Raw genomic sequence first — 25,178 nt, forward strand, 5'->3', positions numbered from 1 at the left:
GTCTTTGAGGCACCCTTGACTCGGCTGTGAAGTGGCATGAGCCTGGCAACACTTCGTCGCCGTGACGAAGGATGGCTAGGGGGGTTCATGAGACACAGAGCGAGATCGATCCTCGCTGTCGGCGCGCTCCTGATCGGCGGAGCGAGCCTCGCGCCCATCGCCCAGGCACAGAACGGACCGTCACAGGGTTCGGATCCCAATGAGGTCAACGTCTACCGCGCGGACGTCACCGCCAGGCAGGTACCCCTGCTGCTGGCGGCCGGACAGGACGGCCAGGAGCTCGCCGAGCAGGTACCCACGAAGGGCACGGCCTCGGTCGAGCTCTATCTCACCGCACGGCAGGCCCACCAGCTCGAGAAGCAGGGCGTCGACCTCACCGAGCACACACTTTCGGCCAAGGCCGAGAAGCGGGTCGACAACGCCGCCCAGGGCGTGTTCCGCCCGTACGGCGCAAGCGGCGGCATCAAGGAGGAGATCGTCCGCACCGGGCAGCAGAACCCCGGTCTGACCAAGGTCGTCTCCATCGGCAAGACGATCAACGGCCAGGACATCCTCGCGCTCAAACTGACCAAGGGCGCGAAGAAGTCCAAGGACGGCTCGAAGCCCTCCGTGCTGTACATGTCCAACCAGCACGCGCGTGAGTGGATCACGCCGGAGATGACCCGCCGGCTGATGCACTACTACCTGGACCACTACAAGACCGACAAGCGGATCAGGAAGATCGTCGACTCCACCGAGCTGTGGTTCGTGATCTCGGCCAACCCCGACGGCTACGACTACACCTTCAAGAACTCCGAAACCCGTCTGTGGCGCAAGAACCTGCGGGACGTCAACGGCGACGGCGTCATCTCCACCGGCGACGGCGTCGACCTCAACCGCAACTTCGCCTACAAGTGGGGCTACGACGACGAGGGTTCGTCCCCCAACCCCACCAGCGAGACCTACCGCGGCGCGAGCCCGGGCTCCGAGCCCGAGACCAAGGCGCTCGACGCCTTCGAGAAGCGCATCGGCTTCTCCTACGGCGTCAACTACCACTCCGCCGCCGAACTCCTCCTCTACGGCGTCGGCTGGCAGGTGGCCACCCCGACCCCCGACGACGTCGTCTACAAGGCGCTCGCCGGCACCCCGGACAACTCCGCGATCCCGGGCTACCGTCCGCAGGTCTCCTCGGAGCTGTACACCACCAACGGCGAGGCGGACGGCCACGCGGCGAACGTCAACGGCATGTCGATGTTCACCCCCGAGATGTCGACCTGCCAGACGGCCTCCAACCTCGACCCGAACGACCAGTGGAACGCGGCCGACTGCCAGTCCGTGTTCAACTTCCCGGACGACGAGAAGCTGATCCAGCAGGAGTTCGTCAAGAACATCCCCTTCGCGCTCTCGGTCGCCGAGACCGCCCAGCACCCGGACACCCCCTCCTCCTCGCTCGGCCTGAAGGCCGCCGACTTCACCCCGGCGACGTTCTCCACGTCCTACTCCCGCGGCGCCGACCAGGAGGTCTCCGTCGTCGTCCGCAAGGCGATCCGCGGCAAGGAGCTCAACTACCGCGTCAACGGCGGCCGTACGAAGGACGAGCCGCTGAGGGCCTGGAAGGGCGGCGAGACCTACGGCGGCGATGACAACCTGCACTTCGACGAGTACCGGGCCAAGGTCCGGGACGGCGACCCGGGCGACAAGGTCGAGGTGTGGTTCACCGGCCGCGGCCAGAGCGGCAAGAAGGTCTCCAGTGAGCACTTCACCTACACCGTCGCCCAGCGCGGCAAGGCCGACACCCTCGTCGTCGCGGAGGAGGGCGCGACCGCCACGCAGGCGCAGACCTATGTGGACGCGCTGAAGGCGAACGGCCGCAAGGCACTCGTCTGGGACGTCGCCACCCAGGGCGCGCCCGACGCGCTCGGCGTGCTGAAGCACTTCAGGACCGTGGTCCACTACACGGGAGCGAGCGTGCCCGGCAACGCCACCCAGCTCCAGCTGCGCGCCTACCTCAACGAGGGCGGCAAGCTGATCGAGGCGGGCGAGCAGGCCGGCGGCAACGTCGACCTCGGCGGCGGCACCCTGTCCAACGACTTCAGCCAGTACTACCTGGGCGCCTACTCCCGTACGTCGACCCCCGGCGCCACCGGCTTCACCGGGTCCGGCGAACTCGGCGGCTTCAGCGGGCCCCTCGGCGCGGCGCCCGGCAACCCCCTCGACAAGGCCGGCACCTACAGCGTCACCTCCGACTCGCTGCCCGCCGACAAGTACCCGCAGTTCGCCAGCGCCGGCGCGGGCCAGTTCGCCGGGACCGTCAACCCGTACGGGCCCTACGCGGGTTCCTACATGGCGGCCGCCGTGCACACCGACGACGCCTACAAGCGCCTCACCCGCACCATCGACCTCACCGGTGTAGCTGCGGCCCAGCAGCCGACCCTGCGCAGCCAGTTGCTGTGGGACACCGAGCCCGGCTACGACCATGTGATCGTCGAGGCCCACACCGTCGGCGCCGACGACTGGACGACCCTCCCGGAGAAGGGCGGCGCGAGCAGCCAGACCGTGCCCTCGGAGTGCGGGGCGGGCTTCCTGATCAACGAACACCCGTGGCTCAAGCACTACCTGACCATCGGCAACAACGCGTGCACCGCCACCGGCACCAGCGGCGCCTGGAACAGCCTCACCGGCGCCTCCAGCGGGTGGCAGCAGGTCAACTACGACCTGAGCGCCTACGCCGGCAAGTCCGTCCAGGTCTCCATCAGCTACGTCACCGACCCGGGCACCGGCGGTCACGGCGTCCTCGCCGACGACGCCTCGCTCGTCCTCGGCGGCACGGCGACGCAGACCGAGGGCTTCGAGACCTCGCTCGGCGCCTGGAGCGTGACCGGACCGCCCGCGGGCAGCCCGGCCGTGCTCAGGGACTGGGAGCGCACGGGTGCCCTGTTCAAGACGTACGGCGCCGTCACCACCGACCGGACCGTGCTGCTGGGCTTCGGCCTGGAGCACGTCAGCGCGGCGGCGGACCGTGCCGCACTCGTCAAGAAGGCGCTCGCCGCCCTGGGAGGGTGAACAGGCTGGTCAACGATGACTAGCACTTCGTAGTCAAAAAGAGTGACCGGATGTTTGGGCCGGGCGGTCCGTACCCCTACTGGCGGGTACGGACCGCCTGCCCGTGTATGCGGCAATCCGATGTCACTCCGGAGCTCTCAGGGAGGTAGGGTCGGGGGTGGTCGGGGACATCCCAAACAGAGCTCGCCGGCACCGCATGGCCGGCGTACCAACGAGGAGATCGGTTCGTGACGATCCGCGTAGGCATCAACGGCTTCGGTCGTATCGGTCGCAACTACTTCCGCGCGCTGCTGGAGCAGGGTGCTGACATCGAGATCGTGGCTGTCAACGACCTGGGTGACACCGCGACCACCGCTCACCTGCTGAAGTACGACACCATCCTGGGCCGTCTCAAGGCCGAGGTCTCGCACACCGCCGACACCATCACCGTCGACGGCAAGACCATCAAGGTCCTGTCCGAGCGCAACCCCGCCGACATCCCGTGGGGCGAGCTGGGCGCCGACATCGTCATCGAGTCCACCGGCATCTTCACCAAGAAGGAAGACGCCGCGAAGCACATCGCCGGCGGCGCCAAGAAGGTCATCATCTCGGCTCCGGCCAAGGATGAGGACATCACCATCGTGATGGGCGTCAACCAGGACAAGTACGACCCGGCGAACCACCACGTCATCTCCAACGCCTCCTGCACCACCAACTGCGTGGCGCCGATGGCGAAGGTCCTCGACGAGAACTTCGGCATCGTCAAGGGCCTGATGACGACGGTGCACGCGTACACCAACGACCAGCGCATCCTGGACTTCCCGCACAAGGACCTGCGTCGCGCGCGTGCCGCCGCCGAGAACATCATCCCGACCACCACGGGTGCCGCGAAGGCCACCGCGCTGGTCCTCCCGCAGCTCAAGGGCAAGCTGGACGGCATCGCCATGCGCGTCCCGGTCCCGACCGGCTCGGCCACCGACCTCGTCGTGGAGCTGTCCCGCGAGGTCACCAAGGACGAGGTCAACGCCGCGTTCAAGAAGGCCGCCGAGGGCGAGCTGCAGGGCTACCTGACCTACACCGAGGACGAGATCGTCTCCTCGGACATCGTCAGCGACCCGTCGTCCTGCACCTTCGACTCCTCCCTGACCATGGTCCAGGAGGGCACGTCGGTGAAGATCCTCGGCTGGTACGACAACGAGTGGGGCTACTCCAACCGCCTCGTCGACCTCACGGTCTTCGTCGGCAACCAGCTCTGACCCACAGAGCAGGCACTTTGCTGTGAGAGCAGGGCTCGGGCGGCGCAGGGACGCGCCGCCCGGGCCCTGACTCACGTACAGAACAGCTCTCGTACGATCAGAGCAGCCCTCACCAGGAGTCCCTCATGAAGACGATCGACGAACTTCTCGCCGAAGGCGTGGACAACAAGCGGGTCTTCGTCCGCGCCGACCTCAACGTGCCGCTCGCCGACGGCCTCATCACCGACGACGGCCGCATCCGTGCCGTACTGCCCACCGTCAAGGCCCTCGTCGAGGCGGGCGCCAAGGTGGTCGTCGCCTCGCACCTGGGCCGCCCCAAGGGTGCCCCGGACCCCGCCTTCTCGCTGCTGCCCGCCGCCGAGCGCCTCGCCGAACTGCTCGGCGCCCCCGTCGCGTTCGCCCAGGACACCGTCGGCCCCGCCGCCCACGACGCGGTGAACGGCCTCCAGCCCGGCCAGGTCGCGGTCATCGAGAACCTGCGCTTCAACGCCGGCGAGACCTCCAAGGACGACACCGAGCGCGGCGAGTTCGCCGACCGGCTCGCGGCCCTCGCGGACGTCTACGTGGGTGACGGTTTCGGCGCGGTGCACCGCAAGCACGCCTCGGTCTTCGACCTTCCGGCCCGGCTGCCGCACTACGCCGGCTACCTCATCGCCACCGAGGTCGGCGTCCTGAAGAAGCTCACCGAGGACGTCAAGCGCCCGTACGTCGTCGCGCTCGGCGGCGCCAAGGTCTCCGACAAGCTCGCGGTCATCGACCAGCTGCTCGGCAAGGCCGACCGGCTGCTCATCGGCGGCGGCATGGCGTACACCTTCCTCAAGGCCAAGGGCTACGAGATCGGCAAGTCCCTGCTCCAGGAGGACCAGATCCCCGCGGTCCAGGAGTACATCGAGCGCGCCGAGAAGACCGGCGTCGAGCTGGTCCTGCCCGTCGACGTCGTGGTCGCCCAGGAGTTCCCCGACCTGGCGGGCAAGGCTCCGGCCAACCCCACCACCGTCGCCGCCGACTCCGTCCCCGGTGACCAGATGGGCCTGGACATCGGTCCCGAGTCCCGCAAGCTGTACGCCTCGAAGATCACCGACGCCGCCACCGTCTTCTGGAACGGCCCCATGGGCGTCTTCGAGCACCCCGATTTCGCCGAGGGCACCAAGGCGGTCGCCCAGGCCCTCCTCGACTCCCCGGCCTTCACGGTCGTCGGCGGCGGCGACTCCGCCGCGGCCGTCCGCCTCCTGGGCTTCGACGAGACCGCGTTCGGACACATCTCGACCGGTGGCGGCGCCTCCCTCGAATACCTCGAGGGCAAGACGCTCCCCGGCCTTGCCGCACTGGAGGACTGACCCCGCTATGACCACTCGCACGCCGATCATGGCGGGCAACTGGAAGATGAACCTCAACCACCTCGAGGCCATCGCGCACGTCCAGAAGCTCGCCTTCGCCCTCGCGGACAAGGACTACGAGGCCGTCGAGGTCGCCGTCCTGCCGCCCTTCACCGACCTGCGCTCCGTGCAGACCCTGGTCGACGGCGACAAGCTCAAGATCAAGTACGGTGCCCAGGACATCTCGCAGCACGACTCCGGCGCCTACACCGGCGAGATCTCCGGCCCGATGCTGGCCAAGCTGAAGTGCACCTACGTGGTGATCGGCCACTCCGAGCGCCGCCAGTACCACGCCGAGACCGACGAGATCGTCAACGCCAAGGTCAAGGCCGCGTACAAGCACGGTCTGACCCCGATCCTGTGCGTCGGCGAGGAGCTGGACGTGCGCGAGGCGGGCAACCACGTCACGCACACGCTCACCCAGGTCGAGGGCGGTCTCAAGGACCTCCCCGCCGAGCAGGCCGAGTCCGTCGTGATCGCCTACGAGCCGGTGTGGGCCATCGGCACCGGCAAGGTCTGCGGCGCCGAGGACGCCCAGGAGGTCTGCGCCGCCATCCGCGCCAAGGTCGCCGAGCTGTACACCCAGGAGCTGGCCGACCAGGTCCGCATCCAGTACGGCGGCTCCGTCAAGGCGGGCAACGTCGCCGAGATCATGGCCCAGGCAGACATCGACGGCGCCCTCGTGGGCGGCGCGTCCCTCGACGCCGACGAGTTCGTCAAGATCGTGCGCTTCCGCGACCAGTGAGTATGCGCTAGGCCCGATCCGTCGTACCCTTGCGGGGTCCAGCACTGTGCCGGACCCCGCGTGTACATCCGAATCCGAGGAAGTTGGTCCAGCCGTGGTTTTGGGGTTCTCGATCGCCCTGATCGTCTTCAGCCTGCTGATGATGCTGCTGGTGCTGATGCACAAGGGCAAGGGCGGCGGTCTCTCCGACATGTTCGGTGGCGGCATGCAGTCCTCCGTCGGCGGCTCCTCGGTCGCCGAGCGCAACCTCGACCGCATCACCCTGGTGATCGGTCTGCTGTGGCTGGCGTGCATCGTCGTGCTCGGCCTCCTCATGAAGTCGTCCTGACGACGAACAGCCGAGCGGCAACCCGCACACAGCACCTCCATTCCGCACGTAAGGCCCCATGTTCGGTACGCGCAGCTGAGCGCGGCCTATCATGGGGCTTGCGTCCGGGTGTGGGGCTTGTAACTCCAACCACTGGACGTGCGTTGGGCCTTACGTAGACTGAGGCGCTCGCAACGAAGCGACACGCCGACTCGCTTCGCGGCACCATCACGCAGGGAGTTACGACCGTGGCAAGTGGCAACGCGATCCGAGGAAGCCGGGTCGGGGCGGGGCCGATGGGCGAGGCCGAGCGCGGCGAGTCCGCGCCGCGTCTGCGCATCTCCTTCTGGTGCTCCAACGGGCACGAGACGCAGCCCAGCTTCGCCAGCGACGCGCAGGTTCCCGAGACCTGGGACTGCCCGCGCTGTGGCTTCCCGGCCGGACAGGACCGGGACAACCCGCCGGACCCGCCGCGCACCGAGCCCTACAAGACGCACCTCGCGTACGTCCGGGAGCGGCGCAGCGACGCGGACGGCGAGGCGATCCTCGCCGAGGCGCTCGCCAAACTGCGGGGCGAGATCTAGGAATTGACGGCCGGCCGGGCACCCCAGCGGTGCCTGGCCGGACTTGTCTTCGTCGCCGGGGCCGACCGCCTCCGGACCGATTGTCAGTGGTGCCCTCTACGGTTTGTGCAGACGCGAATCGTGAGGGGGAGACGTGACGACGGTCGAGTCCGCGGGCGGGTGTGCGCCCACGTGGCGCGGGGGGTTCGGGCGGCTGTGGACGGCCGCGGTGGTCTCCCGCTTCGGAGACGCGCTGCGCGGTGCCGCCCTGCCCCTGCTCGCCGCCTCGCTGACGGACCGGCCCCTGCTCATCGCGTCCGTCACCGCCTGCGGCTATCTGCCCTGGATCGTCTTCGGGCTGCTCGGCGGCGCGGTCGCGGACCGGGTGGACCAGCGGCGCGCGATGTGGACGGTGGACGCGGTACGAGGGCTGCTCGTCGCCGCGTTCGCCATGGTCGTCGCACTCGGCCACGCCTCCATCGCGCTGATCATCGCCCTCGCCTTCGCCCTGACCACCCTCCAGACCCTGTTCGACAACGCCTCCACCGCCCTGCTGCCCGTCCTGGTCGACCGCGCGGCGCTCGGCAGCGCCAACGCCCGGCTGATGACCGGACAGCAGATCGCGGGCGGTCTGCTGGGCGCGCCCGTGGTGCCCCTGCTGATCGCCGCGGGGGCCGCCGTCCCCTTCGTGGCCGACGCGGGGACCTTCCTGGTGGCCGCCGTGCTGGTCGCCTCGCTGCGGACCGAGGTGCCCGAGCGGCCACCTGCACCGGCGGGCAGCACGCTGCGCCGGGAGATCGCTGACGGTCTGCGCACCCTGTGGCACGACCGGGCCCTGCGCGGACTGTGCGCTGCCACGGCCCTGTGCAACATCGGCATGGGCGCGCTGATCGCCACGCTGGTCATCCTGGTCACGGGTTGGCTCGACGCCGGCACCGCCGGTTACGCGGCGGCGACCACCGCGTACACCGTCGGTGGGCTCGCCGGGGGAGCGGTCAACCGGCGCGTCACCGCCCGGCTCGGGGCACCGCGCGCCGTACTGCTCGCCGGCCTCGCGCAGATCGGCGCCCTGGCGGTGATGGGTGCCGTGCGGAGTCTGACGGCGCTGGTGGCGGCCCTGGCCGTGTTCGGGTTCATGGGCATGGTGTGGAACGTCAACACCACCACGCTCACGCAGCAGCGCGCGCCCGCCGAGATCCTGGGCCGGGTCAGCTCCGCCTTCCGCACCCTCGCCGTCGCCGGGGCACCGCTGGGCGCACTGCTCGGGGGTGTCGCCGCCACCGCCTGGGGGCCGGGCACCCCGCCCCTGCTGACCGCCGCCTTCTTCGTCCTGGCCGTCATCGCGCTGATACCTCTCCGCAAGCCGGACGTACCTGTTGTTGCGCCGGGCGACGACGCCATGACGGCTCGCGCACCGCGCTGATCAACTAGGTTGGAACAGCTGGGACAGGCACGAAAGAAGGCTGAAGTCGGACATGAACGCAGACGGCCGTACCAGGCTCAACCGGACGCCCGAGTGGACCGCGCTGGCCAAGCACCGCGAGGAACTCGCCGACACGGGCCTGCGGGAGCTCTTCTCCGCCGACCCGGGCCGCGGCACCGGCTACACGCTGCAGGTGGGCGACCTGTACGTCGACTACTCCAAGCACCTGGTCACCGACGAGACCCTGCAACTGCTGCGCGAACTGGCCGCCGCCACCGACGTGTTCGGGCTGCGGGACGCCATGTTCCGCGGCGAGAGGATCAACACCACGGAGAACCGCGCCGTGCTGCACACCGCCCTGCGTGCCTCGCGCGACGCGGTGATCGAGGTCGACGGCGAGAACGTGGTGCCCGGGGTGCACGCGGTCCTCGACAAGATGGCCGACTTCGCCGACCGGGTGCGCTCCGGCGCGTGGACCGGACACACCGGCAAGCGCATCAAGAACATCGTCAACGTCGGCATCGGCGGCTCCGACCTCGGGCCCGCGATGGCCTACGAGGTACTGCGCAGCTACACCGACCGCGATCTCACGGTCCGCTTCGTGTCGAACGTCGACGGTGCCGACCTGCACGAGGCCACCCGCGACCTGGACGCGGCGGAGACGCTGTTCGTCATCGCCTCCAAGACCTTCACCACCATCGAGACGATCACCAACGCGACCTCGGCGCGCGCCTGGCTGCTGGATGAGCTGAAGGCCGGTCAGGAAGCTGTCGCCCAGCACTTCGTGGCTCTGTCGACCAACGCCGGAAAGGTCTCCGACTTCGGTATCGACACGGCCAACATGTTCGAGTTCTGGGACTGGGTCGGCGGACGGTACTCGTACGACTCGGCGATCGGCCTGTCCCTGATGATCGCGATCGGCCCGGACCGTTTCCGGGAGATGCTCGACGGCTTCCGGCTGGTCGACGAGCACTTCAGGACCGCGCCCGCCGAGTCCAACGTGCCGCTGCTGCTGGGGCTGTTGGGCATCTGGTACGGCAACTTCCACGGCGCCCAGTCGCACGCGGTGCTGCCGTACAGCCACTACCTCTCCAAGTTCACGGCGTATCTGCAGCAGTTGGACATGGAGTCCAACGGCAAGTACGTGGGCCGGGACGGGCAGGAGGTCGACTGGCAGACCGGGCCGGTGGTGTGGGGCACCCCGGGGACCAACGGGCAGCACGCGTACTACCAGTTGATCCACCAGGGCACGAAGCTGATCCCGGCGGACTTCATCGGGTTCGCCGAGCCCGTGGCCGAGCTGAGTGAGGAGCTGAAGGCGCAGCACGACCTGCTGATGGCCAACTTCTTCGCCCAGACACAGGCGTTGGCCTTCGGCAAGACCCCGGACGAGGTGCGGGCGGAGGGGGTACCCGAGGAGCTGGTGGCGCACAAGACCTTCAAGGGGGACCACCCGACGACCACGATCCTCGCGCGCGAGCTGACGCCGTCCGTGCTCGGCCAGCTGATCGCGCTCTACGAGCACAAGGTGTTCGTGCAGGGCGCCGTGTGGGACATCGACTCCTTCGACCAGTGGGGCGTCGAGCTGGGCAAGGTGCTCGCCAAGCGGGTGGAGCCGGCGCTGACGGAGGGCGCCGAGGCGCCGGGCCTGGACGAGTCCAGCAAGGCGCTGGTGGCCAGGTACCGGGAGTTGCGCGGCCGGCAGTGAGGTGACCGGCGGCGCACACTCGCCTGTTGGTGACGGCGGCATTCCGCCCGCCTGTTGGCAACGGGTGGCGTGCTGCCTGCCTGCTGGTTACCGGTGGCGTGCCCCGCCTGTTGGTGTCTGGTGGTGCGCTGCTTGCCTGTCGGTGTCCGGTGGGGCGCCCGTGTGCTGGTGACTGGTGACTGGTGACTGGTGACTGGTGACTGGTGACTGGTGGCGTGGCCGCCTGCCTGGTGGTGTTCGGTGGTGTGCGGCTCGCCTGCCGGTTATCGGTGGCGTGCGCGTCTGCTGGTGACTGGTGGTGCGCCGCCTGCCTGTCGGTGTTCGGTGGTGCTCCGCGCGCTCGCTGGTGAACGGTGGCCTACCGCCTGTCCATTGAGGCGGTGCGTCCCGTCCGTTGCGGCTGCGGGGCGCCCGTCAGGCTGGGCGTCCCGTGCTGCCCGCGGTCAGGCCACCGCCGTCAGGGTGTCCGCCAACCGGCGTCGGGCCGCGCGCGCCGCCGGCAGGGCTGCGAGCGCGGTCGCGCCCAGGACCGCTGCCGTGCCGAACAGCGCCAGCAGCAGTGGCGGCGGGGTCTGGGCGATGCCCGAGCCGATGCCGCTCGATCTGCCCTGGGCGTCGATCAACCAGCGTGCGAGCGGGGCGCCCAGGGTCGTGCCGACGAGGACGGCGGCCAGGGCGGTGCAGCCGGTGGCCGTGACGGTGATCGCGGTGATCTGGCGCGGAGACAGGCCGATGGCCTTGAGGGCGAGCAGATCGCGTTCGCTCTCGCGGACCATGCCGCCGATCGCGGTGAGCAGTTCGACGATCCCGATCAGGGCGAGGACGCCGATCAGTCCGACGACGACCGAGCGCAGCGGGGAAAGCCCCTCGGCCGGGTTGGTGACGGCGTGCACCTCCAGCTGTCCGTGCCCGGCACCGGTCAGCCGGGCGGCGACCGTGTGCGGGTCGGCGCCGGGGCGCAGGCGCAGCTGGTAGACGCTCGGGGTCAGCCGCGGGTCGTTCTCGCGGAGGGTGTCGAGGGACGTGGAGATGACCCGGCCGGCGTTCTCCGGCTCGATGCTGCGGCCCACGATGTGCAGGATCTGCGGCTGATCACCGACGGTCATGCGCACCCAGTCGCCGACCCGGGAGTGCGTCAGGTCGAGCAGGCCCTGCCCGGCCACGGCCTCTTCACTGCCGTGCGGCAGGCGGCCCTCGGCGAGGGTGTAGGGGTACGGGTCCTGCCGGGTGCCGAGGCCGCGCAGGGCGATCGTCGCGGTCTGGTTGGCGACGAGCGCGGCCACCTCCACGCTCGGGTAGACGGCGGCGACCTGCGGATCCCGTGCCAGCAGCGCACGGGCGTCGCGCTCGCCGAGCCCCGCGTCCGTGTGCACGGACAGCGCGGCGGGCAGCCCGATCCGCTCGGGCCGGCTCTGGGCCCGGTCGATGGTGGTCCACGCGTTCATCGCCACGACCATCAGCAGCAGCGGCAGGGCCAGCCGGACGACGGTCGCCAGTGAGCGGACCCGGCGGGTGAACGCCGTGTGCCAGCCCAGGACCAGCGCGGGGGGCAGCCGTACGCCGAGCGCCCGCCGCGCCACCCCGGACAGACGTCCGCCGCGCGCCACCGCGGGGCGGGGTACCGGTACGGGCGGGACCCGTCCCGCGCGCCAGGCCGCGAGGCCCGTCGTCGCGCCGATGAACAGGACCGCGCCGGCGGGGATCGCGAACAGAGCCAGTGTGTGGCCGGGCAGGCCCTGCCAGACGCCGACCGCGTCGCCGAGGCGGCCCGGGATGCGGCTGCCCAGGGCCTGCGTCAGCGCCGCCGCGCCGACGGCGCCGAGGAGGGCGTACACGATGTGCTGGAAGAGGAACACCCGGACGACCTGGGCCGGGGTGAAGCCGATCGCCTTGAGCACCGAGATGTCGCGGAGGTGACCGCGGATGCGGGTGGTGATCGCGCCGTGCACCGCGAGTCCGGCCGCGATCAGGGCGCCCAGGCCGAACAGGCCCAGTACCTGGCCGAGCAACCGGTTGTCGCCCTGGGCCTCGGCGCGGGCCTGTTTCCAGGTGGAGATCTCGCCGATGGTGCCGGGGCCGAGTTCGGCGGCGGCGCGCAGGAGGATGTAGACCGTGTCCTCGGGGTTGGTCAGGCGCAGGCCGATGACCTGGCCGGTGGGGTGCGGTACGGCGGAGGGCAGGGCCCAGACCAGGCCGGGCTGCTCACCTGGGCTGTAGCGGGGCTCCGCGCTGTCGGCCACGCCCAGGACGGTCACGGTCCGTGGCGTACCGGGCAGGGTCAGCCGGTCGCCGGGCGCGGCGAGCAGCGCGCGGGCCAGGTGGCTCTCCAGCACGACGCCGTCGGGAGTGCCGGGGTCGAGCCAGCGGCCGGCGGTGACCAGCGGGTTGCCGACCGTGGGGCGTTCGGGTGTCACGCGGAGCTCGACGGCGGCGCGGGTGCCGCGGGAGACAAGGGTGGTGGAGGCGGTGGGGTAGGGGCCGGCGACGGACTCGACGCCGTCCAGTCGCGCCAGCTCGCGCACGTCGGCGGTGGGATTCGTGTGGATCCACACGTGCGCGCCGCGTGCCTGGGTGAAGACCCGCTGCCAGGGATTGGTGGCGTACCCGAAGAGGGCGGTCGCCAGCAGCAGGGACACGACGATCCCGGCGGTGGCGAGCACGAGGAACAACGCCTCACCCCGATGCGCCCGCAGATCGGAGTGCGCCCAGCGCAAAGTCGCCCACACGCAGATCAGCCCCCCACCCGGCACGGGGCCACCGACGGGGCGAAGCAGACGACCGCCGTCCCCGCAGCCGCACGGTCGTGGCCCGGGGCCGGTCGCCGGGCGAGGTCGCAGCCGGCCCCCGGGGACTGCCGGGCGCGGGCACCGCTCGCGGCCTTGCAGGTCACCCTTGCCGTAGCTGCCGTAGCTGCCGTAGCTGCCGTAGCTGCCGTAGCTGCCGTAGCTGCCGTAGCTGCCGGGCCGTCGGGTGTCGGTGGCCGTCGGGCATGAGGGGTGCCCGGGGGGCCGGCGGGCGGGGCCCCCGTTGCCTCGTCGCCGTCGGTCGGGTCCGGCCGACGGACGTCGGTGCGGGCGCGGATGCCGCAGACCTGGGGGCTGCGCCGGGTGGCGGGCCCGCTCGCAGGGGTGGTCGTCGCGGGCGCGTCGCAGCCGTCCCGCGTCGGCAGCGGACGGGTGCAGATGTCACCCGCCCGCGCGGTTGACCGCCGGGGGCCGCGGTCGGTGGTCGTAGGGGGGACGAACCGCGTTCCCGTCGGCTCGTAGCCGTCGTCGTACGTCCGCATGTCAGTCCTTGAACTCCAGTACCCCGGAGATGCCTGCCCGGCGGGACAGGGTGTCGTCCAGGTCCGCGTCGTCGGCTATGCGGCCGTCGAAGAAGCTGATCACCCGGTCCGCGGCACTCGCCAGCCGGGCGTCATGGGTGACCAGCACGATCGTCTGGCCCCGGCCGTGGAAGCGGGACAGCAGCCGCATCACCTCGCGCGTGCCCTTGCTGTCGAGGCTGCCGGCGGGCTCGTCCGCGAGCAGCAGCGGAGGGTGGTTGACCAGGGCCCGGGCCAGCGCGACCCGCTGCTGCTCGCCGCCGGACAGCTCACCCGGCAGGCTCCGCTCCTTGCCGGCCAGCCCCAGCTCGCCCAGCAGCTCCTCACGCTCCGCGCGCGCCCGCTTCGGCGACACCCCGGCGAGCAGCGCCGGCAGCTCCACGTTGTCGGCGACGGACAGGTTCGAGACCAGGTTGAAGAACTGGAAGACGATCCCGATCCGCTTCCTGCGCTCCACCGCCCAGCGCGCCTCGCTCCACCCGTCCGCGCACTCGCCGTCCAGCCACACGCTGCCGGAGTCCGGGCGCTGCAGCCCGCCCAGCAGATGCAGCAGCGTCGACTTGCCGGCCCCGGACGGCCCGGTGACGGCCACGAACTCGCCCCGCCGCACCCGCAGGCCGACCCCGCGCACCGCATGCGCCGGGGCACCCTCGCCGTGATGCGTCTTGACCAGGCCCTCGGCACGCAGCACCGGAGCGGGACGCTCGCTCATTCCAGCTCCTCCAGCTCTTCCTGGCACCGCTCCAGCCAGTCGAGGTCGGCCTGCAGATGCAGCATCGCGCCCTCGATCAGCAACTGGGCGATGCGGTTGTCCCGGTCTTCGGCGGCGGCCAGCTTCGACAGTTGCCGCATGGTGTTCAGATACTGTCGCCGCTGCTTGTTGATCAGCGCGATCTGGTCGGCGAGACCCGTCTGCGGGGCGAGCGCCAGCTTCATGAAGAACTCGTCCCGCACCCGGGGCTCGTCCTCGGGCTCCTCGAACCAGGCACGCAGCGCGGCCCGCCCGGTGTCGGTGAGGTGGTAGACCTTCTTGTTGGGCCGGCTGGACTGCTCGACGTCCTCGCCCTCGATCAGTCCCTGTTTCTCGAGGCGGCCGAGGGTCACGTAGACCTGGCCGACATTCGGCTGAGGGTACGCGGAGCCCAGCAGTTGCTCAAGGTCCTGCTTCAGCTCGTAGCCATGGGCCGGACCGCGCGCGAGAAGTGCCAGGAGGGGCAGGCGCACGTGTGCTGTCCTCCCGTCCGCGTAATGTGGGCCAGACCCTAGTATCGCCCATACCTAACAGGTATACATGGCCTCTGACTCCGGGCGAGGGTGCCCGGTGCCGGGTGCGCAAGGAGGAACCTATGCGGTGGATACATGCCGCCGGTAGGGGCCTTCTCGTTCTCGTCGTGATCTTGACGGGGTATGTCACCTCGGGCGCCCGTGCCCAGGACGGCTCCGGTGGCGGTCGCGGGCCTCTCACCCTCGCCACCGCCGGCGACCTCACCCACTATCTCGGTCCCCTCCTCCAGGGCTGGAACCGCACCCACCCCGGCGAGAAGGTCACCCTCGTCGAACTCCCGGACTCCGCCGACGAGACCCACGCGCAGATGGCGACCGACCTGCGCGACGGCGACCGCAGCCGCTTCGACGTCCTCAACATCGACGTGAACTGGACCTCGGAGTTCGCGGCCGCGGGCTGGATACGCCCCCTGCCCCGCGACCGCTTCCCCCTGGGGGCCTTCCTCGATCCGGTCACCGACACCGCGACCTACGAGGGACGTCTGTACGCCGTCCCGTACGTCACCAACGCCGGCCTGCTCCTCTACCGCAAGGACGTCCTCGCCAAGCAGGGCGTTCCGCCCCCGCGCACCTGGGCCGAACTGGAGCACGACGCGAGGACGATCGCGCCGAAGTACGGACTCGGCGGCTACGCCGGGCAGTTCCTGCCGTACGAGGGCCTGACCGTCAACGCGGCCGAGGCCGTCTACTCGGCGGGCGGCACCATCCTGGGCGACGAGGGAGCCCGCGTCACCGTCGACTCGGCGGCGACCGAGGGCATCGGGTTCCTGGCGCGCGGGGTGCGCGAGGGCTGGATACCGAAGGCGGCGCTGACGTACAAGGAGGAGGAGTCAAAGCAGGCGTTCCAGGACGGCAAGCTGCTCTTCCTGCGCAACTGGCCCTACGCCTACGTCCTCGCCTCGGCCAAGGGCTCCCCGGTCGCCGGGAGGATCGGCGCCGTACCGCTGCCCGGACCGGACGGTCCCGGCACCAGTGTCCTCGGCGGTTCCAATCTCGCCGTCAACGCCCATGCCCGGCACCCCGATTCGGCCGCGCGCCTGATCGCGTACCTCACGAGCGCGCCGGTCCAGCGTCAGGTCCTCACGCGCGGGGCGCTGCCGCCCGTCCGTGCCGCGCTGTACGAGGATCCCGGTCTGATCCGGCGCTTCCCGTATCTCCCCACCCTGCGCGAGAGCGTGATCAACGCGAAGCCGCGCCCCAAGAGCCCGCGGTACGACCAGGTCAGCCTGGTCGTCCAGGCGGTCGTGCACGACGCGATGAGCGGGCACGAGACGCCCGCGGCGGCGGCACGCCGTCTGGCCCGGGAGCTGTCCGCGATCCCTGGTCGCTAGTTTCTAGTTACTTGTTAGGTAACGCGACGGTCTCTCTTCGCTTCCTATTGCCCGAGTAAGTCAGGATTTGAGGCGCCAACCAGTCGGTAGCTTCTGCTCTTTTCATTGACACCCTCTCGACACGCCTACTTAACATGCATGCATGCTGAGTAAGTACCGCTGGTGGCGGGACGCGGTGATCTATCAGGTGTACGTCCGCAGCTTCCTGGACAGCACCGGCGACGGCGTCGGCGATCTCGCCGGGGTCAGGGCGGGGCTGCCGTACCTGAAGAAGCTGGGTGTCGACGGGATCTGGCTGAGCCCCTTCTATCCGTCCCCGCAGCACGACCACGGCTACGACGTGGCCGACTACTGCGGCGTCGACCCGCTCTTCGGCGACCTCGCCGAGTTCGACCTGCTGGTGGCGGCCGCCCGGCGGCTCGGGGTCAAGGTGCTCCTCGACATCGTGCCCAACCACTGCTCCAGCGAGCACCCGTGGTTCCAGGAGGCGCTGGCGGCCGAGCCCGGCAGCCCGGCCCGCGCCCGCTTCCACTTCGCCGACGGACGCGGCCCCGCAGGCGGCGAGCCGCCCAACAACTGGCACTCCATGTTCGGCGGCCCCGCCTGGACCAGGATCGGCGACGGCCAGTGGTACCTGCACATGTTCGCGCCCGAGCAGCCCGACTGGAACTGGCGCAACCCCGAGGTCGGCGCCGAGTTCGACCGGGTGCTGCGCTTCTGGCTGGACCGGGGCATCGACGGCTTCCGCATCGACGTGGCCGCCGGTCTCTACAAGCACCCCGACCTGCCCGACGCCGACGACCCCGAGGCCGACGCCCGCACCCGCGACTCGGTCAACCCGCTCGCCTGGAACCAGCCCGAGGTGCACGACGTGTGGCGGCGCTGGCGGGCCACCTGCGAGGAGTACACCGCCCGCGACGGCCGGGAGCGGCTGCTGGTCGGCGAGGTCTCCGTCCCGACCGCCCGCGAACACGCCCGGTACGTCCGCCCCGACGAGCTCCACCAGGCATTCTTCTTCGACCTGCTGAGCGCCCCGTGGAACGCCGACGCCTTCCGCAAGGTCATCTCGGAGGCCATGCAGGACATCGCCGGCACCGGTTCCACGGTCACCTGGGTCCTCAACAACCACGACCAGGTCCGCACGGTGACGCGGTACGGCGAACCGGCCACCGAGGGCAGCGGACTCGGCGCCGCCCGCGCCCGCGCCGCCGCGCTGCTGATGCTGGCGCTGCCCGGGGCCGCGTACATCTACCAGGGCGAGGAGCTCGGCCTGCCCGAGGTCGTCGACCTGCCCGACGACGTCCTCACCGACCCGATCTTCCGGCGCACGGGAAGCCGTGCCCGGATCCGCGACGGCTGCCGGGTCCCGCTGCCCTGGTCCGGACAGGCCTCGCCCTTCGGCTTCACCTCCGGCGCCGAGAGCGCGCGGCCCTGGCTGCCGCAGCCGGAGTACTTCGCCGAGTACGCCACCGACCGTGCCCTCGCCGACACCCGCTCCTTCTGGCACCTGTACCGCGACGGCCTCCAACTGCGTGCCGCCCTGCCCCAGTTGGGCGAGGGCACACTCCGCTGGCTGGACACCCCGCCCGGCGTTCTCGGCTTCGTCCGTGGCGACGGCCTGGTCTGCGCCGTCAACTTCGGTACGGTGCCCACCCCTTCGCCGGTCTCCGGCACCCCCCTGCTGTCCAGCGGCCCATGCCCGGCCGGGGTGCTCCCCGGCTCGACGGCCGCCTGGTGGATCAGCGACCTCTGATCCCCCGTCACTTCCCCATCTCCCGTCATTTCCCCATCCCTGAAAGGAACATCGATGATGATGCGACGACGCACGACCCTGCTCACCAGTTGCACCGTCCTTACCCTCGCCCTGGGCATGACCGCCTGTGGCGGCGGCGGACCGGTCACGGCGGGAGGCGGCGACAAGGCGCTGAACGGACAGACGGTCACCGTGGCCGGTGTCTGGACCGGCAGCGAGCAGAAGAACTTCCAGAAGGTGCTGGACGCGTTCAGCGCGAAGACCGGCGCCAAGACCGAGTTCGTCTCCACCGGGGACAACGTCTCCACGGTCGTCGGCAGCAAGATCGAGGGCGGCAACGCCCCCGACGTGGTGATGGTCCCCCAGGTCGGCGTGTTGCAGCAGTTCGCGAAGAAGGGCTGGCTCACCCCGCTGTCGGCCACCACCGAGAAGGCGGTGGACGCGGGTTACGCACCCGTCTGGAAGAAGTACGGCAGCGTCGACGGCCGCCTCTACGGCCTCTACTTCAAGGCCGCCCACAAGTCGACGGTGTGGTACAGCCCCGACGCCCTCGACCAGGCCGGCGTCAAGCCGCCGAAGACGTACGACGAGATGCTGAAGGCCGGCCACACCGTCTCCGACTCCGGGCTCGCCGCCTTCTCCGTCGCCGGTGAGGACGGCTGGACCCTCACCGACTGGTTCGAGAACGTCTACCTCTCCCAGGCGGGCCCCGAGAAGTACGACGCCCTCGCCGCCCACAAGCTGAAGTGGACCGACGCCTCGGTGGTCAGGGCGCTCGGCACGCTCGGCAAGCTCTTCAAGGACAGGCAGTTGATCGCGGGCGGCCCGAAGGAGGCCCTCAACACCGACTTCCCGGGCTCGGTGGAGAAGGTGTTCGGCCCCAAGCCCGAGGCGAGCATGGTCTACGAGGGCGACTTCGTCGCCGGGGTGGCCCACGACCAGTTCGGCAAGACCATCGGCCAGGACGCCGACTTCTTCCCCTTCCCAGCGGTCGACGGCGGTGCGGCACCCGTCGTCAGCGGCGGGGACGCGGCGGTGGTCCTGAAGGACGGCAAGAACGCCAAGGCCGGCATGAAGCTCCTCGAATACCTGGCGACCCCGGAGGCGGCCGCCGTGTGGGCGAAGGCGGGCGGCTTCCTGTCCCCGAACAAGAAGCTCGACCTCAGCGCCTACGGCGACGACGTCACCCGGGCGACCGCCAAGTCCCTCGTCGGCGCCGGTGACTCGGTCCGCTTCGACATGTCCGACCAGGCACCGGCCGCGTTCGGCGGCACCAAGGGCGCCGGCGAGTGGAAGCTGCTCCAGGACTTCCTGCGCGACCCGTCCGACCCGAAGGGCACCGCGGCGAAGCTGGAGACCGCCGCGGCCAAGGCGTACCAGGGCTGACGCGCGATGACAGCGACCTTGGTGAAAGAGACAAGTCCGCCCGGAACTGGGCTCGTCGAGCGCGCCCGGCGCTCCCGGCGGCGAGCCCGGATCGTCGCCCTGCTGTTCGTCTTCCCCGCCCTGCTCCTGCTGGGCGCGCTGGTGGTCTACCCGGTGCTGTTCTCGATCGGCCGCAGCTTCTTCGACGCGTCCGGCACCCGTTTCGTGGGCGGCGAGAACTACACCGAGATGTTCCGCGACCCGGCGACCCTCAAGGCCATCCGCAACACGGCGATCTGGGTCGTGGTCGCGCCGGCGCTGCTGACCGGCCTCGGTCTGATCCTCGCCGTGCTGGTGGAGAAGGTGCGCTGGGCGACGGCCTTCAAGCTGCTGCTGTTCATGCCGATGGCGGTGTCCTTCCTGGCCGCCGGGATCATCTTCCGGCTCGCCTACGACGAGGACCCGCACAAGGGCGTGCTGAACGCGGCCGTGGTCGGGGTGCACGACGCCTTCAAGGGCACGTCGCAGTACCCGACCGCGCGGGCCCGGGACGGGTTCGGTCTGGCGAAGGAAGGGGACGGCTCGTACCAGACCAACGCCGGTGTCCAGCGAGGTACTTCGGTGGCCCTGGGCCTGGTCGGTGTCGCGCCGAAGGACCTGCCGAAGGGGGCCCGGCCCGCCTACCCGGCCGCACAGCGCACGGCGGCGGCCGACGAGGTGCGCGGCGTCGTCTACCTGGACTTCACGCCCGGCGGGGGAGGAGCACAGGGGAAGGTCGACCGGCGGGAGAGCGGGCTGCCCGAGGTGCGGGTCGAGGCGGTGCGGGACGGCAGGACGGTCGCCGATGCGACGACCGCGGCGGACGGCTCCTTCCGCTTCACCGGACTCGAGCCGGGCTCCTACACGGTGAAGTTGCCGGCCTCGAACTTCGCGCAGCCCTACCAGGGCGTCTCCTGGCTCGGCCCCGCGCTCGTCACACCGGCGATCATCGGGGCGTACGTGTGGATCTGGACCGGCTTCGCGATGGTGCTGATCGGGGCGGGGCTCTCCACCCTTCCCCGGGACGCGCTGGAGGCGGCGCGGATGGACGGGGCCAACGAGTGGCAGATCTTCCGCCGCATCACGGTCCCGCTCCTCGCGCCCGTGCTGACCGTGGTCTTCGTGACGCTCCTGATCAACGTGATGAAGGTCTTCGACCTCGTCTACATCATCGCGCCCGGGGACGTGCAGGAGGACGCGACCGTGCTCGCCACGCAGATGTGGCTGGTGTCCTTCGGCGGCGGCAACAACCAGGGCCTGGGCAGCGCGCTGGGCGTCCTGCTCCTCCTGCTGGTCGTCCCCGCCATGGTCTTCAACGTCCGCCGTTTTAGAGGGAGTCAGCGATGAAGGCGATACGACGGGGCCTGAGCAGTGGTCTGGTGCAGGCCTTCCTCGTCCTGATCGGCCTGGTATGGCTGACACCGCTCGCGGGACTGTTCATGTCCTCGCTGCGGTCGTCCGGAGACTCCGCGAGCAGCGGCTGGTGGACCGCGTTCACCAGCCCCGGCCAACTGTCCTTCGACAACTACTCGGCGCTGTTGAAGAACGCGGGCATCACACAGGCCTTCTGGAACACGGTGCTGATCTCGGTGCCGGCGACGACCCTGGTCGTCGTCCTGGCCGCGCTGGCCGGATACGCCTTCGCCTGGCTGGACTTCCCCGGACGCGAGGCCGTCTTCCTTCTCGTGGTGGCCCTGTTGGTGGTGCCGGTGCAGATCGGCCTGCTGCCCGTCGCCAAACTCTTCGGAGAACTGGGCCTGTTCGGCACCATCCCCGGTGTCGTCCTCTTCCACGTGGCGTACGGACTGCCCTTCGCCGTCTTCCTCCTGCGCAACTACTTCGCCGAGATGCCGAAGGAGATGCTGGAGGCGGCACGGATGGACGGCGGCAGCGAATGGCGCATCTTCACCCGGCTGGTGCTGCCCGTCGGGCGCCCCGCGATCGCCTCGCTGGCCATCTTCCAGTTCCTGTGGGTGTGGAACGACATGCTGGTCGCCCTGCTGTTCGCGGACCCCTCGTCACAACCGCTGACCGTGGAACTCCAGTCCCAGATACGGCAGTTCGGCAGCAACATCGACGTCCTGGCACCGGGCGCGTTCGTGTCCCTGGTGGTCCCGCTGGTGGTGTTCTTCGCCTTCCAGCGGCACTTCGTGCAGGGCGTGATGGCCGGGTCGGTGAAATGAGACGGTGGGGGCTCCCGAAGGGAACCCCCACCGCACGCTCACGGCGAGGCCGGTGGGTACAGGGAGCGGGGCAGCTGGGAGGCCGCCGCCGCGTCCAGCAGCCACAGGGTGCGCCGGCGGCCCTGGGCGCCCGCCGCCGGGGCCTGGATCTCGCCCGCGCCGGAGAGGGCGATCGCCGCCGCCTCCGCCTTGTCCTCGCCCGCCGCCAGCAGCCACACCTCGGCGGCCGCGCGGATGGCGGGGAGGGTCAGCGTGATCCGGGTCGGCGGCGGCTTCGGGGCGCCGTGGACACCGACCACCGTGCGCTCCGTCTCCCGGACCGCGGGCAGTTCCGGGAAGAGCGACGCCACATGGGTGTCGGGGCCGACGCCCAGCATCAGGACGTCGAAGGTGGGAACCGACGCGCCCGCGGCGCCAGCCGCTGACGTCCACGACTCGGGGCCGGCCGCACGCGCGAGTTCCTCCGCGTACCCCTCCGCCGCCGCGTCCACGTCCGCTCCGTACGGACCGTCCGACGCGGGCATGGCGTGCACGCGCTTCGGGTCCAGCGGGACGGCGTCGAGCAGGGCCTCGCGGGCCTGGGTGACGTTGCGCTCCGGGTGGCCCTCGGGCAGGAAGCGCTCGTCTCCCCACCACAGGTCCAGCCGGCCCCAGTCGATCGCGTCCCGGGCCGGAGCCGCGGCCAGCGCCGCCAGCAGGCCGTTGCCGTTGCGGCCGCCCGTGAGGACCACGGAGGCGAAGCCCCGGGAGGCCTGCGCGTCCACGATCTTCGTGATCAGACGGGCCGCCGCGGCCTGCGCCATCAGTTCCTTGTCGCGGTGCACGACCAGCTGCGGAGTGCTCATTTCGCCGCCGCCTTCGTGGACTCCTGCTTCACCGGTTCCCGCGCCGCCGCTTCCTTCGCGGGAGCTTTCGCAGCGTCCTCGACAGGCGCTTCGACGGCGACGGGCTCGGCACCGGAGGGCTGTCCTGAAGTGACCGGATCTCCTTTGGCGACCGCTTCTCCTTTGGGAGCGGGTTCCTGGAAGGAGGGGCCGTCGTTCAGCTTCTCGACGCCGAACCGCAGCGCCGAGGCGTATGTGTCGTCCGGGTCCAGCCGCCGCAGCTCCTCCGCGATCAGCTCGGCCGTCTCACGCCGCTTCAGCGCCACCGCACGGTCCGGCTGGCCCTCGATGGAGAGGGTCGCCAGGGAACCGTCCGCGCGGTCCAGGGTGATCGGACCGCAGTCCGTGTGCATCCGGACCGCCGTCAGACCGGGGCCCGACGACAGCGACCGCTTCACCGGCACGTCCAGCCGGTCCGCCAGCCACATCGCCAGCAGCTCGCAGCTGGGGTTGAACTCCTCGCCCTCCACCTCGACGGCCTCCACCTGGCAGGTGACCTGGTCGAGAGCGGCCGCCAGCATCGAACGCCAGGGCGTGATGCGGGTCCAGGAGAGGTCGGTGTCGCCGGGGGTGTAGGTGTCGGCGCGGGCCGTGAGCTCCCGTACCGGCTGCTCGGCGGCGTAGGTGTCCGTGACCCGGCGCTGGGCCAGGGCGCCCAGCGGGTCGTTCGCCGGGTCGAGCGGGGCGTTGACGGGCCACCAGACGACGACGGGCGCGTCGGGCAGCAGCAGCGGCAGGACGACCGACTGCGCGTGGTCCACGATCTCGCCGTACAGACGCAGCACCACCGTCTCGCCCGTCCCCGCGTCCGCGCCCACCCGGACCTCCGCGTCCAGGCGGGACGACGTACGGTCGCGGGGCGAGCGGGAGACCCGCTTGATGACGACGAGCGTGCGCGAGGGGTGCTCGCGCGAGGCGTCGTTCGCCGCCTTCAGAGCGTCGTACGCGTTCTCCTCGTCCGTCACGATGACCAGCGTGAGCACCATGCCGACGGCCGGCGTGCCGATGGCCCGCCGGCCCTGCACCAGCGCCTTGTTGATCTTGCTGGCCGTGGTGTCCGTGAGGTCTATCTTCATGGCCGGCGCCAGCTCCGTCCCTCTCGTGCGAGCATTTCGTCCGCCTCGACGGGCCCCCAGGTACCGGCCGGGTACTGGGCGGGCTTGCCGTTGGCGTCCCAGTACTCCTCGATCGGGTCGAGGATCTTCCAGGACAGCTCGACCTCCTCGGTGCGCGGGAAGAGGTTCGAGTCGCCGAGCAGGACGTCCAGGATCAGACGCTCATACGCCTCGGGGGAGGACTCGGTGAAGGACTCGCCGTAGGCGAAGTCCATCGACACGTCCCGGATCTCCATCGACGTGCCGGGCACCTTGGAGCCGAAGCGGACCGTCACGCCCTCGTCCGGCTGGACGCGGATGACGATCGCGTTCTTGCCCAGCTCCTCCGTCGCCGTGTGGTCGAAGGGGGAGTGCGGGGCCCGCTGGAAGACGACCGCGATCTCGGTGACGCGCCGGCCCAGACGCTTGCCGGTGCGCAGATAGAAGGGGACACCCGCCCAGCGGCGGTTGTCCACCTCCACCTTGATGGCCGCGTAGGTGTCGGTCTTGGAGTTGGGGTCGATGCCCTCCTCCTGGAGGTACCCGACCGCCTTCTCACCGCCCTGCCAGCCCGCCGCGTACTGACCGCGCACGGTGTCCCGGCCCAGGTCCCTCGGCAGCCGGACGGCCCCGAGCACCTTGGTCTTCTCCGCGGCCAGCGCGTCCGCGTCGAAGGAGGCGGGCTCCTCCATGGCCGTCAGGGCCATGAGCTGCAGGAGGTGGTTCTGGATGACGTCACGGGCGGCGCCGATGCCGTCGTAGTAGCCGGCGCGGCCGCCGATGCCGATGTCCTCGGCCATGGTGATCTGCACATGGTCCACGAAGGACCGGTTCCAGATCGGCTCGAACATCGTGTTGGCGAAGCGCAGCGCCAGGATGTTCTGGACGGTCTCCTTGCCCAGGTAGTGGTCGATGCGGAAGACCTGGTCCGGGGCGAAGACCTCGTGGACGACCTTGTTGAGCTCCTCGGCCGACTTCAGGTCGTGGCCGAAGGGCTTTTCGATGACCGCGCGGCGCCAGGAGCCGCCGGTCTGGTCCGCCAGCCCGTGCTTCTTCAGCTGCTGGATGACCACGGGGAAGGAGCGCGGCGGCACCGACAGGTAGAAGGCGAAGTTGCCGCCCGTGCCCTGGGCCTTGTCCAGCTCCTCGATGGTGCCGCGCAGCCGCTCGAAGGCCTCGTCGTCGTCGAAGGTGCCCTGGACGAAGCGCATCCCCTGGATGAGCTGCTGCCAGACCTCCTCACGGAACGGCGTACGGGCGTGCTCCTTGACGGCGTCGTGGACCTCCTGGGCGAAGTCCTCGTTCTGCCATTCGCGGCGGGCGAAGCCCACCAGCGAGAAACCCGGCGGCAGCAGACCCCGGTTGGCGAGGTCGTACACGGCGGGCATCAGCTTCTTGCGGGAGAGGTCGCCCGTGACGCCGAAGATGACCAGGCCCGACGGCCCCGCGATACGCGGGAGCCGTCGGTCGGCGGGGTCACGAAGCGGGTTCGCTCCGGAACCGGAAAGAGGGGCCAAGGTC

General features: G+C 70.4%; 19 protein-coding genes. 13 read left to right on the plus strand and 6 right to left on the minus strand.

Annotation, left to right across the window (positions count from 1 at the left end; translation table 11 throughout):
- The first annotated feature begins 87 nt into the window (after positions 1-87).
- The 8 genes from ABZ453_RS03415 to pgi all read left to right on the plus strand — a co-directional run bounded on the left by ABZ453_RS03415 (position 88) and on the right by pgi (position 10,399).
- On the plus strand, positions 88-3,042 hold the full coding sequence (locus tag ABZ453_RS03415; protein ID WP_359011065.1) for a M14 family zinc carboxypeptidase: 2,955 nt from the start codon (positions 88-90) through the stop codon (positions 3,040-3,042).
- A 227-nt stretch (positions 3,043-3,269) separates the two neighbouring features.
- Positions 3,270-4,277 (plus strand): type I glyceraldehyde-3-phosphate dehydrogenase, encoded by a 1,008-nt coding sequence (gene gap / locus ABZ453_RS03420; RefSeq protein ID WP_133042677.1) that lies wholly within the window; start codon positions 3,270-3,272, stop codon positions 4,275-4,277.
- Between the two features lie 125 nt (positions 4,278-4,402).
- Complete coding sequence (locus tag ABZ453_RS03425; RefSeq protein ID WP_359011067.1) at positions 4,403-5,614, plus strand: phosphoglycerate kinase; 1,212 nt, start codon at positions 4,403-4,405, stop codon at positions 5,612-5,614.
- Between the two features lie 7 nt (positions 5,615-5,621).
- The gene (gene tpiA / locus ABZ453_RS03430; protein WP_359011069.1) at positions 5,622-6,398 is read left to right on the plus strand and encodes a triose-phosphate isomerase; all 777 of its coding nucleotides are present in this window, start codon (positions 5,622-5,624) and stop codon (positions 6,396-6,398) included.
- A gap of 94 nt (positions 6,399-6,492) precedes the next feature.
- The gene (gene secG, locus ABZ453_RS03435) at positions 6,493-6,726 is read left to right on the plus strand and encodes a preprotein translocase subunit SecG (protein ID WP_359011071.1); all 234 of its coding nucleotides are present in this window, start codon (positions 6,493-6,495) and stop codon (positions 6,724-6,726) included.
- Positions 6,727-6,953: 227 nt separating this feature from the next.
- Positions 6,954-7,289, plus strand: a complete 336-nt coding sequence (locus ABZ453_RS03440) for an RNA polymerase-binding protein RbpA (RefSeq protein ID WP_003976875.1) — start codon at positions 6,954-6,956, stop codon at positions 7,287-7,289.
- Between the two features lie 133 nt (positions 7,290-7,422).
- A complete protein-coding gene (locus ABZ453_RS03445) occupies positions 7,423-8,691 on the plus strand; it encodes an MFS transporter (protein WP_359011076.1) in 1,269 nt (422 codons plus the stop codon).
- 52 nt (positions 8,692-8,743) lie between these two features.
- Entirely contained in the window at positions 8,744-10,399 is a 1,656-nt protein-coding gene (pgi, locus tag ABZ453_RS03450) for a glucose-6-phosphate isomerase (RefSeq protein ID WP_359011078.1), read from the plus strand.
- Between the two features lie 443 nt (positions 10,400-10,842).
- On the opposite strand, the gene ABZ453_RS03455 is transcribed toward pgi, so the two are convergent.
- The 3 genes from ABZ453_RS03455 to ABZ453_RS03465 all read right to left on the minus strand — a co-directional run bounded on the left by ABZ453_RS03455 (position 10,843) and on the right by ABZ453_RS03465 (position 14,948).
- Positions 10,843-13,125 (minus strand): FtsX-like permease family protein, encoded by a 2,283-nt coding sequence (locus tag ABZ453_RS03455; RefSeq protein WP_359011080.1) that lies wholly within the window; start codon positions 13,123-13,125, stop codon positions 10,843-10,845.
- Positions 13,126-13,686: 561 nt separating this feature from the next.
- The gene (locus ABZ453_RS03460) at positions 13,687-14,436 is read right to left on the minus strand and encodes an ABC transporter ATP-binding protein (RefSeq protein ID WP_133042669.1); all 750 of its coding nucleotides are present in this window, start codon (positions 14,434-14,436) and stop codon (positions 13,687-13,689) included.
- A complete protein-coding gene (locus tag ABZ453_RS03465; protein WP_133042668.1) occupies positions 14,433-14,948 on the minus strand; it encodes a PadR family transcriptional regulator in 516 nt (171 codons plus the stop codon). Before ABZ453_RS03465 ends, ABZ453_RS03460 begins: the two co-directional genes overlap by 4 nt.
- A gap of 122 nt (positions 14,949-15,070) precedes the next feature.
- Here ABZ453_RS03465 and ABZ453_RS03470 point away from each other — a divergent pair, with 122 nt between their 5' ends.
- The 5 genes from ABZ453_RS03470 (at position 15,071) to ABZ453_RS03490 (ending at position 21,679) form a co-directional block, all read left to right on the plus strand.
- Entirely contained in the window at positions 15,071-16,339 is a 1,269-nt protein-coding gene (locus tag ABZ453_RS03470; RefSeq protein WP_359011083.1) for an ABC transporter substrate-binding protein, read from the plus strand.
- A gap of 142 nt (positions 16,340-16,481) precedes the next feature.
- Positions 16,482-18,092: an alpha-amylase family glycosyl hydrolase gene (locus ABZ453_RS03475; protein WP_359011085.1), complete on the plus strand. Its 1,611-nt coding sequence runs from the start codon at positions 16,482-16,484 to the stop codon at positions 18,090-18,092.
- A gap of 57 nt (positions 18,093-18,149) precedes the next feature.
- On the plus strand, positions 18,150-19,478 hold the full coding sequence (locus ABZ453_RS03480) for an ABC transporter substrate-binding protein (RefSeq protein ID WP_359011183.1): 1,329 nt from the start codon (positions 18,150-18,152) through the stop codon (positions 19,476-19,478).
- Positions 19,479-19,484: 6 nt separating this feature from the next.
- Positions 19,485-20,843 (plus strand): ABC transporter permease subunit, encoded by a 1,359-nt coding sequence (locus tag ABZ453_RS03485; RefSeq protein WP_359011087.1) that lies wholly within the window; start codon positions 19,485-19,487, stop codon positions 20,841-20,843.
- Positions 20,840-21,679: a carbohydrate ABC transporter permease gene (locus tag ABZ453_RS03490; protein WP_359011089.1), complete on the plus strand. Its 840-nt coding sequence runs from the start codon at positions 20,840-20,842 to the stop codon at positions 21,677-21,679. Before ABZ453_RS03485 ends, ABZ453_RS03490 begins: the two co-directional genes overlap by 4 nt.
- A gap of 38 nt (positions 21,680-21,717) precedes the next feature.
- Here the strand turns inward: ABZ453_RS03490 and pgl are convergent, their stop codons facing one another.
- From pgl to zwf, 3 genes are read right to left on the minus strand one after another with little or no spacing between them, the layout of a single operon-like run.
- Complete coding sequence (gene pgl, locus ABZ453_RS03495) at positions 21,718-22,524, minus strand: 6-phosphogluconolactonase (RefSeq protein ID WP_359011091.1); 807 nt, start codon at positions 22,522-22,524, stop codon at positions 21,718-21,720.
- The gene (gene opcA, locus ABZ453_RS03500; protein WP_359011093.1) at positions 22,521-23,639 is read right to left on the minus strand and encodes a glucose-6-phosphate dehydrogenase assembly protein OpcA; all 1,119 of its coding nucleotides are present in this window, start codon (positions 23,637-23,639) and stop codon (positions 22,521-22,523) included. The genes pgl and opcA overlap by 4 nt, the downstream gene beginning before the upstream one ends.
- The gene (gene zwf / locus ABZ453_RS03505) at positions 23,636-25,174 is read right to left on the minus strand and encodes a glucose-6-phosphate dehydrogenase (RefSeq protein ID WP_359011095.1); all 1,539 of its coding nucleotides are present in this window, start codon (positions 25,172-25,174) and stop codon (positions 23,636-23,638) included. The genes opcA and zwf overlap by 4 nt, the downstream gene beginning before the upstream one ends.
- Positions 25,175-25,178 lie beyond the last annotated feature (4 nt).

This window comes from Streptomyces sp. NPDC005799 (assembly GCF_040630525.1).
Taxonomy (GTDB): Bacteria; Actinomycetota; Actinomycetes; order Streptomycetales; family Streptomycetaceae; genus Streptomyces; species Streptomyces griseorubiginosus_B.

Coding starts and splice junctions, on each gene's coding strand:
- ABZ453_RS03415 (WP_359011065.1), top strand. CDS start 88: ATGAGACACAGAGCGAGATCGATCCTCGCTGTCGGCGCGCTCCTGATC.
- ABZ453_RS03425 (WP_359011067.1), top strand. CDS start 4,403: ATGAAGACGATCGACGAACTTCTCGCCGAAGGCGTGGACAACAAGCGG.
- tpiA (WP_359011069.1), top strand. CDS start 5,622: ATGACCACTCGCACGCCGATCATGGCGGGCAACTGGAAGATGAACCTC.
- pgi (WP_359011078.1), top strand. CDS start 8,744: ATGAACGCAGACGGCCGTACCAGGCTCAACCGGACGCCCGAGTGGACC.
- ABZ453_RS03460 (WP_133042669.1), bottom strand. CDS start 14,436: ATGAGCGAGCGTCCCGCTCCGGTGCTGCGTGCCGAGGGCCTGGTCAAG.
- ABZ453_RS03470 (WP_359011083.1), top strand. CDS start 15,071: ATGCGGTGGATACATGCCGCCGGTAGGGGCCTTCTCGTTCTCGTCGTG.
- ABZ453_RS03475 (WP_359011085.1), top strand. CDS start 16,482: ATGCTGAGTAAGTACCGCTGGTGGCGGGACGCGGTGATCTATCAGGTG.
- ABZ453_RS03480 (WP_359011183.1), top strand. CDS start 18,150: ATGATGCGACGACGCACGACCCTGCTCACCAGTTGCACCGTCCTTACC.
- ABZ453_RS03485 (WP_359011087.1), top strand. CDS start 19,485: ATGACAGCGACCTTGGTGAAAGAGACAAGTCCGCCCGGAACTGGGCTC.
- ABZ453_RS03490 (WP_359011089.1), top strand. CDS start 20,840: ATGAAGGCGATACGACGGGGCCTGAGCAGTGGTCTGGTGCAGGCCTTC.
- pgl (WP_359011091.1), bottom strand. CDS start 22,524: ATGAGCACTCCGCAGCTGGTCGTGCACCGCGACAAGGAACTGATGGCG.
- opcA (WP_359011093.1), bottom strand. CDS start 23,639: ATGAAGATAGACCTCACGGACACCACGGCCAGCAAGATCAACAAGGCG.